The organism is Gemmatimonadota bacterium (genome assembly GCA_009838845.1).
GTDB lineage: Bacteria > Latescibacterota > UBA2968 > UBA2968 > UBA2968 > VXRD01.
In genome coordinates, this window is record VXRD01000139.1 from 44,330 (window position 1) to 60,983 (window position 16,654).

The 16,654-nt window shown below is 52.3% G+C and carries 13 protein-coding genes; all 13 read left to right on the top strand.

Features of this window, described 5'->3' with window-relative positions; all coding sequences use genetic code 11:
• Window positions 1–13 precede the first annotated feature (13 nt).
• From F4Y39_19500 to dgoD, 13 genes are read left to right on the top strand one after another with little or no spacing between them, the layout of a single operon-like run.
• Complete coding sequence (locus F4Y39_19500) at window positions 14–1,984, top strand: hypothetical protein (protein MYC15916.1); 1,971 nt, start codon at window positions 14–16, stop codon at window positions 1,982–1,984.
• 12 nt (window positions 1,985–1,996) lie between these two features.
• Window positions 1,997–2,944: a phytanoyl-CoA dioxygenase family protein gene (locus F4Y39_19505; protein MYC15917.1), complete on the top strand. Its 948-nt coding sequence runs from the start codon at window positions 1,997–1,999 to the stop codon at window positions 2,942–2,944.
• A 1-nt stretch (window position 2,945) separates the two neighbouring features.
• On the top strand, window positions 2,946–4,412 hold the full coding sequence (locus tag F4Y39_19510; GenBank protein MYC15918.1) for a sulfatase: 1,467 nt from the start codon (window positions 2,946–2,948) through the stop codon (window positions 4,410–4,412).
• A complete protein-coding gene (locus F4Y39_19515; protein MYC15919.1) occupies window positions 4,409–6,397 on the top strand; it encodes a beta-galactosidase in 1,989 nt (662 codons plus the stop codon). Before F4Y39_19510 ends, F4Y39_19515 begins: the two co-directional genes overlap by 4 nt.
• Before the next feature lie 15 nt (window positions 6,398–6,412).
• Entirely contained in the window at window positions 6,413–7,324 is a 912-nt protein-coding gene (locus tag F4Y39_19520) for a phytanoyl-CoA dioxygenase family protein (GenBank protein ID MYC15920.1), read from the top strand.
• Window positions 7,192–8,241: a hypothetical protein gene (locus F4Y39_19525; protein ID MYC15921.1), complete on the top strand. Its 1,050-nt coding sequence runs from the start codon at window positions 7,192–7,194 to the stop codon at window positions 8,239–8,241. The genes F4Y39_19520 and F4Y39_19525 overlap by 133 nt, the downstream gene beginning before the upstream one ends.
• The gene (locus F4Y39_19530; GenBank protein MYC15922.1) at window positions 8,228–9,637 is read left to right on the top strand and encodes a sulfatase-like hydrolase/transferase; all 1,410 of its coding nucleotides are present in this window, start codon (window positions 8,228–8,230) and stop codon (window positions 9,635–9,637) included. Before F4Y39_19525 ends, F4Y39_19530 begins: the two co-directional genes overlap by 14 nt.
• A gap of 11 nt (window positions 9,638–9,648) precedes the next feature.
• Window positions 9,649–10,668: a Gfo/Idh/MocA family oxidoreductase gene (locus F4Y39_19535; protein MYC15923.1), complete on the top strand. Its 1,020-nt coding sequence runs from the start codon at window positions 9,649–9,651 to the stop codon at window positions 10,666–10,668.
• A gap of 16 nt (window positions 10,669–10,684) precedes the next feature.
• Window positions 10,685–11,485, top strand: a complete 801-nt coding sequence (locus F4Y39_19540; protein MYC15924.1) for a phytanoyl-CoA dioxygenase family protein — start codon at window positions 10,685–10,687, stop codon at window positions 11,483–11,485.
• Between the two features lie 12 nt (window positions 11,486–11,497).
• A complete protein-coding gene (locus tag F4Y39_19545) occupies window positions 11,498–12,460 on the top strand; it encodes a phytanoyl-CoA dioxygenase family protein (GenBank protein MYC15925.1) in 963 nt (320 codons plus the stop codon).
• On the top strand, window positions 12,457–14,199 hold the full coding sequence (locus tag F4Y39_19550; GenBank protein ID MYC15926.1) for an arylsulfatase: 1,743 nt from the start codon (window positions 12,457–12,459) through the stop codon (window positions 14,197–14,199). Before F4Y39_19545 ends, F4Y39_19550 begins: the two co-directional genes overlap by 4 nt.
• Before the next feature lie 26 nt (window positions 14,200–14,225).
• Complete coding sequence (locus F4Y39_19555; protein MYC15927.1) at window positions 14,226–15,491, top strand: thioredoxin; 1,266 nt, start codon at window positions 14,226–14,228, stop codon at window positions 15,489–15,491.
• A 10-nt stretch (window positions 15,492–15,501) separates the two neighbouring features.
• Window positions 15,502–16,638, top strand: coding sequence for a galactonate dehydratase (gene dgoD, locus F4Y39_19560; GenBank protein MYC15928.1), 1,137 nt, complete (start codon window positions 15,502–15,504; stop codon window positions 16,636–16,638).
• The last annotated feature ends 16 nt before the right edge of the window (window positions 16,639–16,654 follow it).

Below are 16,654 nucleotides of genomic sequence, written 5' to 3' on the forward strand. Positions count from 1 at the left end.
ATGGAGATCTCAATTGGCTCTTTCTTCTGCTCAGGAGGCAATACATCCAGCAACTGAACCGAAGCTGATATCGTGGAAAGTCGTAGTCGCGGGCCTGCTGTTAATCGTCGCATCGGACTACTACATCAACTGGTCCACCGTGATCTTGCGGGCGTCGAAGAACAACAAAGCACTATTCCCGATGGGACTGTTCTTCCCATTTGTAGTACTGGTAGGTACCAACCTGCTACTCAGATGGGTAAAACCGCGGTGGGCACTGAACCGGGGACAATTGTGCGTAGCCCTGGGCATGGGATTGATCGGATCCCTATTCCCATTCTATGGCCTGGCATCCTACGTAGTCGGCACCATTGCCGCGCCCTATTATTTTGCCACCCCGGAAAACGGCTGGGCAGAACTGCTGCACCCCAACATGGTCTCCTGGCTGATCATGAACAACGAAGACAAAGCCGTGACCTATTTCTACGACGGCTTGCCCCCGGGCCAGCCCATACCCTGGGGATCCTGGGCTGTACCTGTATTCTGGTGGATGACCTTTGTGGCCGCAGCGGCATGCGTGGCCCTCTGCCTGATGGTAATACTGCGAAAACAATGGGTGGAAAACGAACGCCTGGAATTTCCGCTCATGGAAGTGGGCATGCAGGTAGCTCAGGTAGATAAAAGCAATGGGGGAACACCCTCCTTGCTCAACCAGCCGCTCTTTCGCGTGGGTTTCTGGGTCGGGATATTTGCAGTCTTCTGGAACATCATCTCGTACTTTTACCCCTTAATACCGGGGCTGCCAACCACGCACACCGAAGGCCAGTGGTTCCGCTGGCTGGAAGGCGCCAAACCCTTCTGGGTACAAATCAGCATTTACGTCATAGGCTTTGCCTATTTTGCGCGGGTCGAAACCCTGTTCAGCTTCTGGTTATTCTTTCTCTTCACAGAAACAGAAGTCGCAACCTTTGACCGTCTGGGAATCGCGGCAGGACACGGAGGCGGCGAAGCCGTGCGGTCGCAAAATTTCGGAGTACTATGCGCCTATGTCATGTTCGGGCTATGGATGGCGCGGGGACATCTGAAAGCCGTATTTCGGAAAGTCTTCAAAGGAGCCTCCGATGTAGATGATTCTCAGGAAGTGATGTCCTACCGCACGGCGGTAATCGCCCTCATAGCCTCCCTGCTATACATGGTAGCGTGGCTACACGCAGCGGGCATGGAAATCCGGGTCGTCGTCCTGTACCTGTTTTTCACCGCGGTCGCCTACATCGGAATGGCCCGATTCGCCGCAGAACTGGGACTGCCTTATGGAGATATAGCCTACCACTCAATAACCTGGACCCCGCTCCACATCATGGGCGGGCAAACAGTAACCGCATCCACATTGACATGCCAGGGCTATCTCTGGGCCATGTTCGGAAAAACCCGGGGATTTCTGGGACCGCCAATCGCGCAAATGCTGAAATTGACCACACCATTGCGGGTCGAGCGGGGGCGTCTATTCGGCGTAATCGTCCTCGCCGTGGTAGCAGGTGCCACATTTGCAATACTCCACGCCATATACATGGGCTATTCCGGCGGCGGCTTCAACCTCAGAGCCGCGTGGAACCTGTTGATCGGACCACAGCGGTCCTACGACGCATCCGTAACCTGGATCCGCAACCCGGAAGCACCCGATGTAGAGCGCATGTTATTCATGGGATCTGGCGTATTAATCACAGCCGTACTCACCTATATGAAATACCGCTTCGTACACCTGCCTCTCCATCCCGTAGCCCTCATGCTACAGGGCACCTATATGGCGCAGAAAACCGTATTCTCGGTATTTCTCATCTGGATCTACAAAGCGACCATACTGAAAATCGGTGGCGTGCGCCTCTACAGAAAAGGACAGCCGTTTTTCATCGGCCTGCTAATCGGATATGCCATAGCGACATTCTTATCCTGCGTAATAGACAGCATCTTCTTCTTTGGACAGGGACACCTGGTACACGGATTTTAGAGGAGTCATTTAATGGCAACAGTTGACACCAGAACACATGGCTTAACCGCGGAAGAGCGCGAGGCTTACGCAAAAGACGGATTCTTCATCCGACCAAAAGCCTTCGATACGTATGAGATCGACGCACTGCGCGACAGAATTGAAGACCTCGTAGAACTCATCGAAACCTCCGACGTATTGCCAGAAAAACAGAAACAAGCAATCCTGAAACGCAATATCGGAACCAAAGCGACTTCTGGACCTGCATCATTAAACAGCATAACGCGACTTCACAGGTTCAGCGCATTGGTGCGATCCCACATCCGCGACCCGAGGCGACTGGATGCAGTCACACAGATCGTAGGATCGGATCTATTCTGTCCCAACGACCTGTACTTCTTCAAACCCCCGGGCACCGGGCGGCCCATCGCGTGGCACCAGGACTCCTGGTACTTCCGAAACACGTACGTCAGCAGCATAGGCGACGCCATAGAGCAAGCCTCCATAGGAACCTGGCTGGCACTGGATGATGCAGACGAAGAAAACGGATGCCTGTGGGTAATCCCCGGCAGCCACCGCCTGGGCGTAGTAGATCACAGCCAGGTCGAAAGCGATGAGTACTTATTGCAAAAAAGATTGACCGTATCCGACGAAATGGAAGAACGAGCAATACCAGTAGAAGTGCCAAAAGGCACCCTCGTATTTTTCAACAATGCCCTATTTCACCGCAGCACCCCCAACAGATCAGACAGGTTTCGGCGTGCCTATATCGTACACTATATGAAAGCGACCATTCAGCACACCAACACCAGGAACAGGCAAAGGATAGACGAAGAGACGAAACACTGGGGCACAACTGAGATGTACATCTGCGGCGTGCCCGGATTCATACAAACAACGCCCGAAAAAGAAAGCATGAACTGGGACAGTGCCCTGGGCCGAACACTGACAGAAGACGACATTCGGATAAAAAGGAAATAAAATGCCAGATAAACGCCCCAACATCCTCTACATCATGACAGACGACCATGGAACCGGCGCCCTGAGTTGCTACGGCAGCCAGATCAACCACACCCCCAACATGGACCGCATTGCCCACGGAGGGATGCGCCTGGACAATTGTTACGTAACCTACTCCTTGTGCTCGCCCAGCCGCGCCTCTATCTTAACCGGAAAATACGCACATCTCCACGGACAAACATCCATTGGTGGAAATATCTTTGACGGCACACAGCAAACATTCCCCCGCCTATTACAGGACGCGGGGTATCAAACCGCAATCATCGGAAAATGGCACCTGCACAGCATACCAACGGGATTTGATCACTACAGCGTCATGTGGAATCAAGGCTCTTATTTTGACCCCAGATTTATCGAACCCGGCGAACACGGTCCCGTATGGAAAGAAAGCCGGGGATATTCGACAGACCTGGTAACCGACAAATGCCTGGACTGGCTCAAAGGGCGAAACCCCGAAAAACCCTTTATGCTCCTGTGTCATTTTAAATCCCCCCATTACAACTGGGAGCCGGACGAAAAACACAAAACAATGTACCAGGATGAAACAATCCCCGAACCAGAGACATTTGACCACAACTTCGGAGACAGCCCGGTACCTCCCGAAGCATTGCAAGTCAAGCTCGAAACCGTACATGAACAATGGAATATCACGCACTGGGACGCCATGCCCGAAGGATTATCCATGCAGCAGCAAAAACACAGAAACTACCAGTACTTCATCAAAGACTACCTCCGCTGCGTGGCATCGATAGATGATAATATTGGGCGACTCCTCGACTACCTCGACGAACAGGACCTCGTCGAAAATACAATTGTAGCATATACCTCAGACAACGGGATGTTTCAGGGCGAACACGGCTGGGTAGATAAAAAAATGATGTACGAAGAAAGCCTGCGAGTTCCCTTCTTAATCCGGTACCCCAGAGAAATCGCAGCGGGAACCCACACAAATGACATGGTCATCAACCTCGACTATGCACCGACCTTCTTGGAATACGCCGGGCAGCCCATCCCCGCAGACATCCAGGGACAAAGCCTGGTCCCCCTCCTGCGAGGACATACGCCGGACGATTGGCGAACCGCGTTCTACTATCAACACTTTGACATCCATCCCGACGGCGAACTGGCAAATTGCGGCGTACGCACAAAAAACTTCAAACTCATCTGGTACAACCACAACTACGACCACTACCAGCTCTTCGACACCCAAAAAGACCCCAGCGAAACCCGGGATGTGTCCGAAGACCTTGAATACGCCTCAACAGTATCCGAAATGAGAGCACTGCTACAAGAAGAACGCGAAAAAGCGGGCCTGACAAACGAAATAGAACAACAAATCTTCAACAGCGATAACATACCTCAAACGCGCAAGCAAATGAATGCATTACTACAAACGATAGATGCCAATACCGCAAAGGAAAAACAATGAAAAACGCCAAACTCCGCTACAGACAGGTACACCTGGACTTTCACACCTCTGAACACTGTCCAAATGTCGGTGGGAAATTTGACGAAGACCAGTTCATCGGCACCCTGAAAAAAGGCCATGTAAACTCCATAACCATCTTTGCACAATGCCATCACGGCTGGTGTTATTACCCCACAAAAACGGATATGGAACATCCCAACCTGCAAACCGACCTCGTCGGACGCATGCTCGCCGCAGCCAAAAAAGCCGACATCAACATGCCCGTCTATATCACCGTACAATGGCAGGAAAAAGCTGCCCGCGAACACCCCGAATGGCGCGTCAGGCGACCCGACGGGGGCTATGTGGGACGGCCAACAATGCACCCCCATACCCCACTGCCACACGGCGGATGGTATCGCCTGTGTTGCAACACGCCCTATCTGGACGCGAGTGTCTTGCCCGTATTGACAGAAGTAATGGACATGTACAATCCCTCTGGCATATTTCTCGACATCACCGGGGAAGAAATTTGCACCTGTGATTGGTGTATCGCCAGCATGCACGAAAAAGGACTCGACCCCAATAACGCTGGAGATCGGATTATCCACTCACAAGATGTGTACAAAGACTATCTATCCAAAACCACGGACATTATCTGGAGCCGAAATCCCGACGCCACAATTTATCACAACGGAAGCGACAAAAAGGGACGCCACGACCTCTACCCCTACTGGTCGCACCACGAAATCGAATCCCTGCCAACCGGCATGTGGGGATACAACCACTTCCCGACAAACGCGCGCTACTTCACAAACCTGCCCGACTGCAACGCAATCGCACAAACGGGCAAATTCCATCGCATGTGGGGCGAATTTGGCGGCTTCAAAAATCCAGTCGCACTGGAATATGAAGTCGGACAAATCATCTCATTAAATTGCCGCTGTATGGTAGGCGATCAACTCCATCCAGAAGGTGAGATGGACGAAGAAACCTATCGCATCATAGGCGAGGCATACAAACGCGTTGAAGAACGCGAACCCTGGCTGGAAGGTGCCGAACACGTAGCAGATGTGGCGATCCTCGCACCCTCGGGAATACACAAAGACAGAGACCTGGAAGACAGCGAAGTCGGCGCCGGACTCATGCTCATGGAAAACCACATCCCATTCTTAATGCTCGACGAAACAATGGACCTATCCCCCTACCAGCTATTAATTCTACCAGACAGCGTGCGCGTGGATAACGCACTAAAAGCAAAAATCGACACATTTCTGGCAAATGGCGGAAAATTATTATCGTCCGGCGAAAGCGGCCTGGACCCCTCGGGAAAAGGTTTTGCGTATGACATCGGCGCAGAATATACCGGGATCTCGCCCAACGATATAGAATACGTAGTCGTCGGCGACGCCATCGCCGCAAATTTGGTCCGCACCCCATTCCTCGTCTATGAATCCGGCGTAACCACAAAAGTGACAGACGGCGAAATCCTCGCAGCCGCTTGGAAACCGTACTTTAACCGCACCTACGGAAAATTCTGCTCCCATCGAAACACCCCTTATGAAGGCGACGCGGGTTGGCCCTCCGTCATACGCAAAGGCAACATCATCCACATCGCACAACCCATCTTCAGAGTCTATGACGACCAGGGCATGCAATTGCACCGCGACCTGGTAAAAAATTGCATTGACCTGCTCTACGACGACCCCTTATTGCAGGTCTCCCTGCCATCGTGCGGCCGTGTAAACGTAACGCGCCAACCCCAGGAAGGAAACCGGCTAATCCTGCATCTCATGTATGCCAACCCCATCAAACGGGGCGATACAAATGTAATAGAAGACATTATCCCACTATACGACATCGCAGTCTCCCTCAAAGCAGACCGCGACATATCTCGCGTATATCTCGCCCCCGAAAACGAGGATATTGAGTTTGCAGTAGCGGACGGGCGCGTATCATTTACCGTGCCAAAAGTCGAAATGAATCAGATCGTGGTAATCGAATAAAAAAAGGAGGCTCTTATGCCAGAAACAAAAAAAATCGTCCGGTCGGAACCCTTTGTAATCAACAAAAACATGGGCAGCCCGATGGCGATATCCGCCAGAGACCTCACGCCAAAAAATGCGGATGGTCTCCCCGTAGTCTTGCCAACGGAAAAACAAAAATACGACTTTGATCGCAATGGTTGGCTCTTAATCCCCGGCGTACTCTCAAAAGACGAATGCGACGAAATGCGGACCTTTGCCGAGCGATTGGCCAAAGACCCCGAAAGCATACCCGAACACGAACGCTGTCCGCTTGGCGGACCATTGCAAAAACTGGCTGACCACCCCGTTATCGTCGGATTTATGAATGAATTCGTGGCATATCCGCCACTCGCCAACGACGAGCGATATGGATTCAGATTGGAAACATCCCACCTGTTCTACCGCGATGCCGAAACACCCGGAAGATTTAGTCCACATAATGGCAATGGCCTGTTTCGCATGCCCTGGGACTCCCACTTTTACCGGTGCATCCCCGGCAAAGCCTGGAGCGGACTAACGCGCGTCGTATGGGAATTTAACCCTGTCAAAAAAGGCCAGGGCAGCACATTATTTGTAAGCGGCAGCCACAAAGCCGCTTATCCAGCACCCGAAACCGTCCGCGACCCCGACTCAACCATGTGGGAAACCTACGACTGTCCCCCCGGATCGCTATTGTTCTTCACCGAAGCAATCACGCACAGCGCACATCCCTGGACCAACACCGAAAACAATCGCCTCGCCGTATTCAACCTCTACAACATCGTCGCGAGCCGATGGCATTCGTGGTTGCCCCCCGAAAAACTCATCGAATCCATGCCACCCCTCAGACAAACGCTCTTCAGCGAACCGTACAACGAAAAAGTGGATACATTTTTCCCGCGCACAACAGCGTATATGGACGGGTGAATAAAAAGGAGATCGACATGGACAGCAACGGAACAGTAACACCTTATATCATCGACAAAAATCTGGGCAGCCCAATGGACGACTACTCAGATACATTGCCAAAGAAAAATGGCGATGGGTTAGACATCATCGAACCGACCACAGAGCAGAAGTACCGGTTCGACAAAGACGGGTGGCTCTTAGTCCCCGGCGTACTGAGCGAACAGGACATCAAAGAAATGCGGGAATATTGTATTCAACTGCACTTCGACCCCGAATCGCTCCCCGAACACGAACGCACCCCGCTGGCAGGTCCAACACAGAAATTGATAGATCACCCTCTGGTAGTCGGCATGATGAACGAATTCATGGCCAATCCCCGCTTATCAAGCCCCAATTGTTATGGATTTAGTTTGGCCGCCAATGGACTCTGGTACAGAACCGCACCCAATCGGCGCAATGAAGGCAAAAGAGAAGCCCGTCAGTTTAGCCCACACAACGGCAATGGACTATATCGCCTGCCCGGCGACGCGCACTACTACAACGCCTTTCCCGGCAAAGCCAACAGCCCACATACGCGCGTGGTCTGGGAATTGAACCCCGTCAAACACAAACAGGGCGGCACACTCCTCGTAACGGGCAGCCACAAAGCCGTGTACACCGCGCCCGACGAAATACAAGACCCCGATTCCGGCATCTGGACAACCTATTCATGTCCGGCAGGCTCGGTCCTGTTTTTTGCAGAAGCGACAACACACAGCGCGTATCCGTGGATCAATGAAGAAAACGACCGCATTGCCATTGCCAACCTCTACAACTTCGTAGATGGCGGTCACGCCAGATTGCTGAGACCAGACCCCCGCATCCTGAAATCCATGCCCCCGATTCGCCAGACCCTGTTCAGAGAGCGATTTGCCGGTCAAAATGTCGTCAGGTGAGAACATCATGGCCGAAAATCGACCCAATATCCTGTTCATAATGACCGATGAGCAGCGATTTGACCACCTGGGAAGTGTAAACCCCGCGGTAAAAACACCGCACATAGACGCGCTGGCCAATGACGGCGTTCTATTCACCCGGGCATATACACCCAATCCATCCTGTGTACCTGCACGGGCGGGAATATTCACGGGGAAATATCCCCACCAGTGCGCGGCACCCACCTTTATCACCTACTTGCCAGCGCACGAAAAGACATTCATGAGTTATCTACAGGAAGCGGGATATTACACAGCAGTAATTGGAAAACAGCACTTTGGCGAATCGAAAATTGAACGGGGTTATAACTACGAAGATATTATAGACAGCCACAGCCCCGCACCTCAGAATCCAAATCGCAACTCCTATAACCAGTGGTTATGGGACTCTGGATTTAAGCACCGCAGTGAATTAATTCAGGGAAATCCCGACATCAGAAGATATTCGGAATGGAAAGCGGACCCAAAATACCACGTCGATCACTACGTGGGCGACCGGGGCCGCGAATGGATCGAAAGCGGCATGCCCGAAAATCGCCCCTGGTTTTGCTGGATCTCATTCCCAGGACCCCACGGACCCATTGACTGTGGCAATCTTCCCCAGGCCGACCTGTACGACCCGGCAGAAATTGACATGCCAGAAACAAATTTTGAGATGCTGGCACAAAAACCCCCGCACAACTCACTTCGAGGCGGACCCGTGCGCCAACAGCCTTTTACAAACGATGAAATTCGCAAACTGCGACACGCTTATTACGCAAACGTAACACTCATAGATGAAAAAATCGGCGCAATCGTACAGGCATTAAAAAATAGCGGCACCTATGACAACACCCTCATATTCTTCACCAGCGACCACGGCGATTTCATGGGCGACTTTCAGCTCATGGCAAAAGGGCAAAACATAATGGAAGTGCTCATGCGCATACCCTTTGTAATCAAACCCCCCAAAGGCGGCGTACGCGAAAAACAGGAATCGTCTCTCATCTCGGCAATTGATATTGCAGCCACCTGTTTAACGGTCGCTGGCGCAGAAGTGCCCGAACACATGGCATCACGCGACCTCTCGCATTATTGGTCCCATGCGGAAGACCTGGACGACCGGGACGATTTGTACATGGAAGCATCGGGCATTCGGTGTTTGCGCACTCGGCACTGGAAAATAGGGCATTATTGGAACAAACCCTATGGCGAACTCTACGACCTGAAAAACGACCCGTGGGAAAAAGAAAACCTGTGGGACCGCCAGGATTTAGCAGAGTTAAAATCCAAATTACAAAAACGCTTACTGGACAAACTGATTGAATTAAGCTCGCGGTCTTATATTGCGTGGAATCACGGCGCACCTGAATTATAAGGAACCTCGTAATGAACGGATATCGGATTGGAATTGTAGGATGTGGTGGGATAGCACATCGGCACATTGCGGGATATCGGAAAGTCGCGCACGACCTGGGAGAAGTCGTCGCAGGATGCGACATAGACAAAGAGCAACTAAATAGATATTGCGACCAATACGACATACCCAACCGCTTTACAAATGCGGCAGACATGATCGCATCGGGAGAAGTCGATGTCATCAGCCTGTTAACACCCCCTGCTGTGCGCCATGACGTAATCTTTCCCGCAATTGAAAAAGGTATCCATCTCCTCGTCGAAAAACCATTCGGCGAAACATTGTGCGATGCAGTCTCCTTTGTCGAAGCAGCGGAAAAAGCGGGCGTAACCCTGGCGGTAAACCACCAACTGGGATTCATGGAAGATGTCGTCGCAATGCGCGACATCATCAACTCGGGTGAAATTGGCGACATACGTTATATATCGCACGACGAATTAAAAAATCGGACGCGAGTGCGCGGGTGGCGAAGCCGGGAACAGCGCCTGGAAATCAGTATCTTCAGCATCCACCTCATCGACCGCATCCGCACACTGGCAGATAGCCCACCCCAAAGCGTATCAGCCGTAACCCGCCATTGGAATCCAGACGTCAAAGGCGAAACCTTTACCAGCCTGACAGTACAATTTGAAAATGGCGTCGTCGGCACCATGATCTCCAACTGGCACGGCTTAACCCTATCGGAATGTCGATTGCGCGTAGATGCCACAAAAGGCTCGGTAATATCCGTCAAAAAAGTCGTACTTGACGACACAGCCACATTGCACATCCATCCCCTGAACGGAAAAAAGGAAACACGCGAATTCCATCGCGAAGGGGCTTTCACGCACGCAATGGGTGAAAGCATGAATCACCTGATGGACTCCGCGCGGCGCGGCGCAGAACCCCTGCACAGTGGGCGAGGAAATTTATACACCATGCAAATCGTCGATGCGACCTATTTATCGGCGCAACGCGGCGGACAAATGGTAGAAGTAGCGGAAATAAAATAATACTGGAGGAATAGCAATGACCACAGACTGCCCCACAACCCCTGAAGATATCGCGCAATATCAAAAAAAGGGCTTCATCAGCTATCCCAACTTCTTCAATTCCGAAGACCTCTGGGAACTCGCAGACGCACTCGACCACGCCGTAGCAATCAACCGCGCCAGAATCAAAGGCGCAGAAAACGCGGGACGAGGCAGACCCGAATACGAACTCGTATTCAATCAAATGGTCAACCTCTGGACCGACTATGCAGGCGCGCGAAAAATCGCCCTGAACAAACGCCTCGCAGAATCCGCCCGCCGACTATCACAAGCCAAACAAATCCGCATCTATCACGACCACGCACTCATAAAACCACCCGGCGTCAAAAGCCGGGAAACCAACTGGCACCAGGACTTCCCGTACTGGTCTGGCATGGACCGTCCGGGCGCACTCTCCGCCTGGATCGCAATCGATGATGTCTATATCGAAAACGGCTGCATGCACTTCGTCCCCGGAAGCCACAAATTCGGCAAACAAGAAAGCGTGAGCCTGACCACTCAGGGCGAAAGCATCGTCCAAAAAATGCAAGAACGCGGCCACAAAGTCGCCGAACCCGAAACCATAGAACTGCCAGCCGGCGGCGTCACCTTCCACCACGGATGCAACTTCCACTATGCGGGACCAAACCTCAGCGACAAACCCCGCCGCGCATTTGCCATCATCTACATTCCCGACTACGTCCTCTTCACCGGCAAAAATGACGCAGCGGGCGCGCAAGAAGAAATGGAAATCGGCAAACCCTGGGAACACCCCCTGCATCCCGTAATCGCCGGATAGAGGAGGCTCAAAATGTTGACCCGTGAACAATGTGAATCATACCAGCGCGACGGCTATCTCTTAGTCCCCGACCTATTCTCAAAAGAGCAACTGGCACCCGCGCTCGCAGTCGCAGAACAAAATGCTTACGGCAAATCTCACGAAGAATTCAACGCCGAAATAGATGCCCATCCCGAAATCGCAGAAACACTCATCAGACCAAAAGGCCGCCGCAGCTTTGGCGGACCCCGTGCGGAGTTTCACGACATTCCTACGGGAATTGACGCCATTGACCGCACCCTTGAACACGAACCCTTTTTAGACGCCCTCTCCCAACTCTTAGACACACCCGACATGCACTACCACCACGGCTTTGTCTATGCCCGCAGCGGCCGCTTGGACCGGGGAACCCCTAAAGAACCCTGGCAGGGCTTCCACATCGACTGGGCAAAACCCATGCTACCCCCGCACCCGGAATGGCAACGCTACGGCCATATCCAGGCCTGGGTTTATCTGACCGACAACGACGCAGACTGCGCCCCGGTCCGCGTATTGCCCGGTGCACACAGCAAAATGAACAAACTCATCCGCGACCCACTCGGCACAGAACACGCATCTTATCGCTTTGACGACATCCGCAAACTCCCTTACAAATTCGAACCCGTCACCGCCACGGGAAAAACCGGAACCGTACTCTTTTACAGCTCACACACGCCCCATTCAGCACAGGCATTCACCAACCCCAGAAAACAGCGCGCAGTCCTCTTCTACGCAGTGGGCCGCAGAGACACCAGCACCTGGACACTCACGGAAAAACGGGACATACAAGAACGCGGACGACTGCGCCCCTTCTTGACAAAAACCACCGCAAGAGTACGCAGCCTCTTTGGCTGGCCCAATCCCGGCGACGACTTCTATACACCAGAAACGCTTAACCTCATCAAAAACGCCTATCCAGAAATGGACCTCAGTCCATATAAGGAATCTCGCCTATGATAGAACGCCCCAATGTAATCCTGATCTTAACCGACGATCAAGGATATGGGGACTTGAGTTGCACGGGCAATCCCGTATTGCAAACGCCACACCTGGATCAATTATACGACCAGAGCGTGCGCCTGACCGACTATCACGTAGATGCCATGTGCTCGCCCACAAGAGCCGCGCTCATGACCGGGCGATATGCCGCGCGCACCGGCGTATGGAGCACCCTGCGGGGCCGGTATATCATGCGCCGGGACGAAATCACCATCGCCGACGTATTTTCAGACTCGGGCTATCGCACCGGCATCTTTGGCAAATGGCATCTGGGCGACAACTATCCCTATCGCCCTTTTGACCGGGGATTTCGGGAATCCCTGAGCTTTGGCGGCGGCGTAGTTGGAGAAATCCCGGACTACTGGGACAACGACAACTTTACCGCAACATATCTCCGAAACGGCACACCCGAACAGCACGCCCGTTATTGCACAGACGTATGGTTCAACGAAGCCATGCAATTTATGGAGGCGGATGAAACCCCATTCTTCTGCTACATCTCCACCAACGCCCCCCATGGCCCGTTCAACGTACACGAAAAATACAGCGCACCTTATTTACAACAGGGAATACCGAAACAGCGCGCGCGATTCTACGGCATGATCGCAAACATCGACGAAAACATCGGGCGCCTTCGCCAGTGGCTCTCAGACAATGACCTGACAGAAAACACCATACTCATCTTCATGGGAGACAACGGCACATCCATGGGAACCGGAATAACCGCGGATGGATATCCAACAGATGGATATAACGCGGGCATGCGCGGCAAAAAAACGTGGGTCTATGACGGCGGCCATCGCAACGCGTGTTTCATACACTGGCCCGCCGGAAAACTGACAGGCGGTCGCGATATCGAACCTGTAACCGCACACATCGACATCTTGCCCACACTGATCGACCTCTGTGAACTGAATCCACCAGACGTAAAATTCGACGGCACCAGCCTCACACCCCTATTGAACAACGCCTATAGCAACTGGCCCGAGCGCACCCTATTCGTACACCAGCAGCAAATCGACCACCCCAAAAAACACAAAGACTTCGCCGCCATGACCGACCGCTGGCGACTCGTACACACGGGAACATGGCGTGCGCCACAACACGAACTATTCGACCACAAACGCGACCCCGAGCAAAAGCGCGACATAGCAGAACACCATCCCGACATCGTAAAAACACTGTGCGAAGACTATGAAAATTGGTGGACTGACATCTCCCAGCGATTTGGCGAATACAGCGAAATCCCAATCGGATCAAATCGCGAAAACCCCACAACACTGACCGCACACAGTTGGCATGGAAAAGAAGGGATCTACAGCCAGCGGCATGTGCGCCAAAAAGAGCGAGACAACGGATACTGGGCCATCGACATTGAACAAGATGGAGAATACGAATTCGAACTACGACGCTGGCCCGTTGAAATCGACACACCGATCTGCGCCGCACTACCCGGCAGAACAGGCGTCCCTTATGTAGATGATTTATTACCGGGAGAAGCACTCGCCATCAAAACAGCAAAATTGCAAGTAGGCGACATCGTCCAACAAAAAGCAGTAGGTGAAAGCGATACCTGCGTTGTCTTTCATCTATCACTCAAGGCAGGCTCAACCCGCGTACAGACCTATTTTGACGATGGCATTGACGCGCCCCCCGGTGCCTACTATGTTTATGTAAAGAGAATCAATCCCGCTTAGGGGTCTAAAAAAAAAGGAGTCTATCAATGGCATCACGCGTAACGGGTGTTCCCCGACCGGTTGGTATATCTGTTTACGATCCCGATCGCAGTTGGAATGGATATACGGTCTATGCTGGCGGTGAGATAATTGACATGAACGGCAATCTGGTAAAGCATTTTGATTTATCACAACTGGGCAAAATAATGCCTGGGGGGTATATACTCGGTGACCGGCGTTACAACGGCCCCCGCATGGAACGGGGGCGCGAACTCGTTCAGATAGATTGGGATGGGAATGAAGTCTGGCACTACAATAAAACTGAGCAAATCGAAATTGATAAGAAAAAAATCTGGTCCGCCAAGCAACACCACGACTTTGAGCGCGAGGGCAGTCCAACCGGGTATTATGCGCCGGGTTTAGATCCCATCATAGAAGGCGGAAATACAATAGTGCTCGCAGCAAGAGAAGTGGAAAGGCCACATATCGCACCCGGAGTACTGCATGGCGATTGTATTTTGGAAGTAAATTGGAACGGTGACACCGTGTGGGAATGGCAAAGCGTGGATCACTTTGATGAAATGGACTTTAGCGAAGAAGCAAAAAATGCGATTTACCGGGGAGGGCGTGTCGGAGCAGATCCTTATGACTGGGTACACTCCAACAGTGTATCCTATTTGGGACCAAACAAATGGTATGATGCCGGTGATGAGCGATTTCATCCAGATAATTTTATCTGGGATGGACGACACACCAACACAATCGCAGTAATCAGCAAAGAGACTGGTAAAATCGCGTGGAAAGTCGGACCGGATTATTCACTGACGTCTGAACTGCGGGCATTGGGCTGGATCATTGGACTGCATCACGCGCATATGATACCAAAAGGCTTGCCCGGCGAAGGAAATATCCTGGTATTCGACAATGGCGGGGCTGCTGGATATGGCGCACCGAATCCGGGTGCTCCGAACGGGAGGATGAACGCGGTAAGAGATTATTCTCGTGTGGTAGAATTCGATCCGGTAACACTGGAATTCGTGTGGGAGTATTCCGCGCTCAAGGCGGATGGCGACCGGATCCGCGCCTGCCGTTTTTATAGCCGACCGTGGAGTTCTGCACAGCGCCTGCCCAATGGCAATACACTGATTTGCGAAGGGGCAGGAGGTCGGCTTTTTGAAGTAACTCCCGAACTCGAAATTGTATGGGAATTTATCAGCCCCCACGAAACGTGCTATCGCGCTTATCGCGTGCCATACGAGTGGATCCCACAACTGGACAAACCAGAGGAAATAGCTATTGACGTTAAAGAATAAAGGAGCACGAATGAAAATCACCGATCTACACGTCATGCGTATGGGCACACCGGGACACGGTGGAACAAACTGGACATTTGTAAAAATCGAAACCGACGCCGGCATATACGGATTGGGCGAAGCCAGTTTGCAATACAAGGACGAAGGACTAATAGCGGAATTTGGGGCATTCAAGCGATATTTAATCGGCAAAAACCCCTTTGAAATCGAACGACTATGGACATCTCTATATCGGCGCGTCACCTGGTCTGGCGGACCCGTAACCACCAGTGCCATCAGTGCCATTGACCTCGCCCTATGGGACATCAAAGGCAAAGCACTCGGCGTACCCGTATATGAATTACTCGGCGGCAAATCCCACGACAAAATACGCATGTACGCCAACGGCTGGCCCAGAAAGGGAAACACCCCCGAAGGCATCTTCGAAGGCGTAAAACAGGTCGTAGATCAAGGCTATACAGCCCTGAAATTCTATCCCTTTGCCGGAGAACAAGTCGCAAAAATCGACCGCATAGAACACGGCGTCGCGCTCGTAGAAGCCGCGCGAGAAGCCGCCGGACCGCAAGTCGAAATCGGCATTGACATACGCGCACGGTTAAACATCTGGAGTGCGCGCCGGGTCGCACAAGCACTCGAACCATACAACATCGCCTGGATGGAAGAACCCATCTTATGGGACAACCCCGAAGCCCTCGCGCAATTTGCCCATGAAGTGCGCGTACCCATTGCAACGGGCGAACAACTGTACACCCGATGGGGATTCCGCGCACTATTAGAACTGAACGCCGTGGGCATCATCCAGCCGGACATCTGTCACGCGGGCGGCATCACCGAACTGAAAAAAATCGCGGCAATGGCCGAAACATATTACGTAACCGTAGCCCCACACAACTCCAACGGACCAATCTCCACCATCGCCAGCCTGCATCTGGACCTCTGCATACACAACAGCCTGATGCAGGAAATATTCCTATCGTCCATCGGCCTCTACAACGAAGTCCTCACACAACCCATCGAAGTAATCGACGGCCATTGCGTACCCCCTGAGGGACCCGGCTGGGGCGTAGATTTAAAAGCAGATATCCTGGCAAAATACCCCCCAAAACCATTTACACCCATAGAATCAGAGCCTTATGTAGAATTTTGATAATCTACTTTCCACA

Bases quoted from the DNA above. Each gene is read 5' to 3' on its own strand.
- F4Y39_19505 (MYC15917.1), top strand. From the start codon at position 1,997: ATGGCAACAGTTGACACCAGAACACATGGCTTAACCGCGGAAGAGCGC.
- F4Y39_19510 (MYC15918.1), top strand. From the start codon at position 2,946: ATGCCAGATAAACGCCCCAACATCCTCTACATCATGACAGACGACCAT.
- F4Y39_19515 (MYC15919.1), top strand. From the start codon at position 4,409: ATGAAAAACGCCAAACTCCGCTACAGACAGGTACACCTGGACTTTCAC.
- F4Y39_19520 (MYC15920.1), top strand. From the start codon at position 6,413: ATGCCAGAAACAAAAAAAATCGTCCGGTCGGAACCCTTTGTAATCAAC.
- F4Y39_19525 (MYC15921.1), top strand. From the start codon at position 7,192: ATGGCATTCGTGGTTGCCCCCCGAAAAACTCATCGAATCCATGCCACC.
- F4Y39_19530 (MYC15922.1), top strand. From the start codon at position 8,228: ATGTCGTCAGGTGAGAACATCATGGCCGAAAATCGACCCAATATCCTG.
- F4Y39_19535 (MYC15923.1), top strand. From the start codon at position 9,649: ATGAACGGATATCGGATTGGAATTGTAGGATGTGGTGGGATAGCACAT.
- F4Y39_19540 (MYC15924.1), top strand. From the start codon at position 10,685: ATGACCACAGACTGCCCCACAACCCCTGAAGATATCGCGCAATATCAA.
- F4Y39_19545 (MYC15925.1), top strand. From the start codon at position 11,498: ATGTTGACCCGTGAACAATGTGAATCATACCAGCGCGACGGCTATCTC.
- F4Y39_19550 (MYC15926.1), top strand. From the start codon at position 12,457: ATGATAGAACGCCCCAATGTAATCCTGATCTTAACCGACGATCAAGGA.
- F4Y39_19555 (MYC15927.1), top strand. From the start codon at position 14,226: ATGGCATCACGCGTAACGGGTGTTCCCCGACCGGTTGGTATATCTGTT.
- dgoD (MYC15928.1), top strand. From the start codon at position 15,502: ATGAAAATCACCGATCTACACGTCATGCGTATGGGCACACCGGGACAC.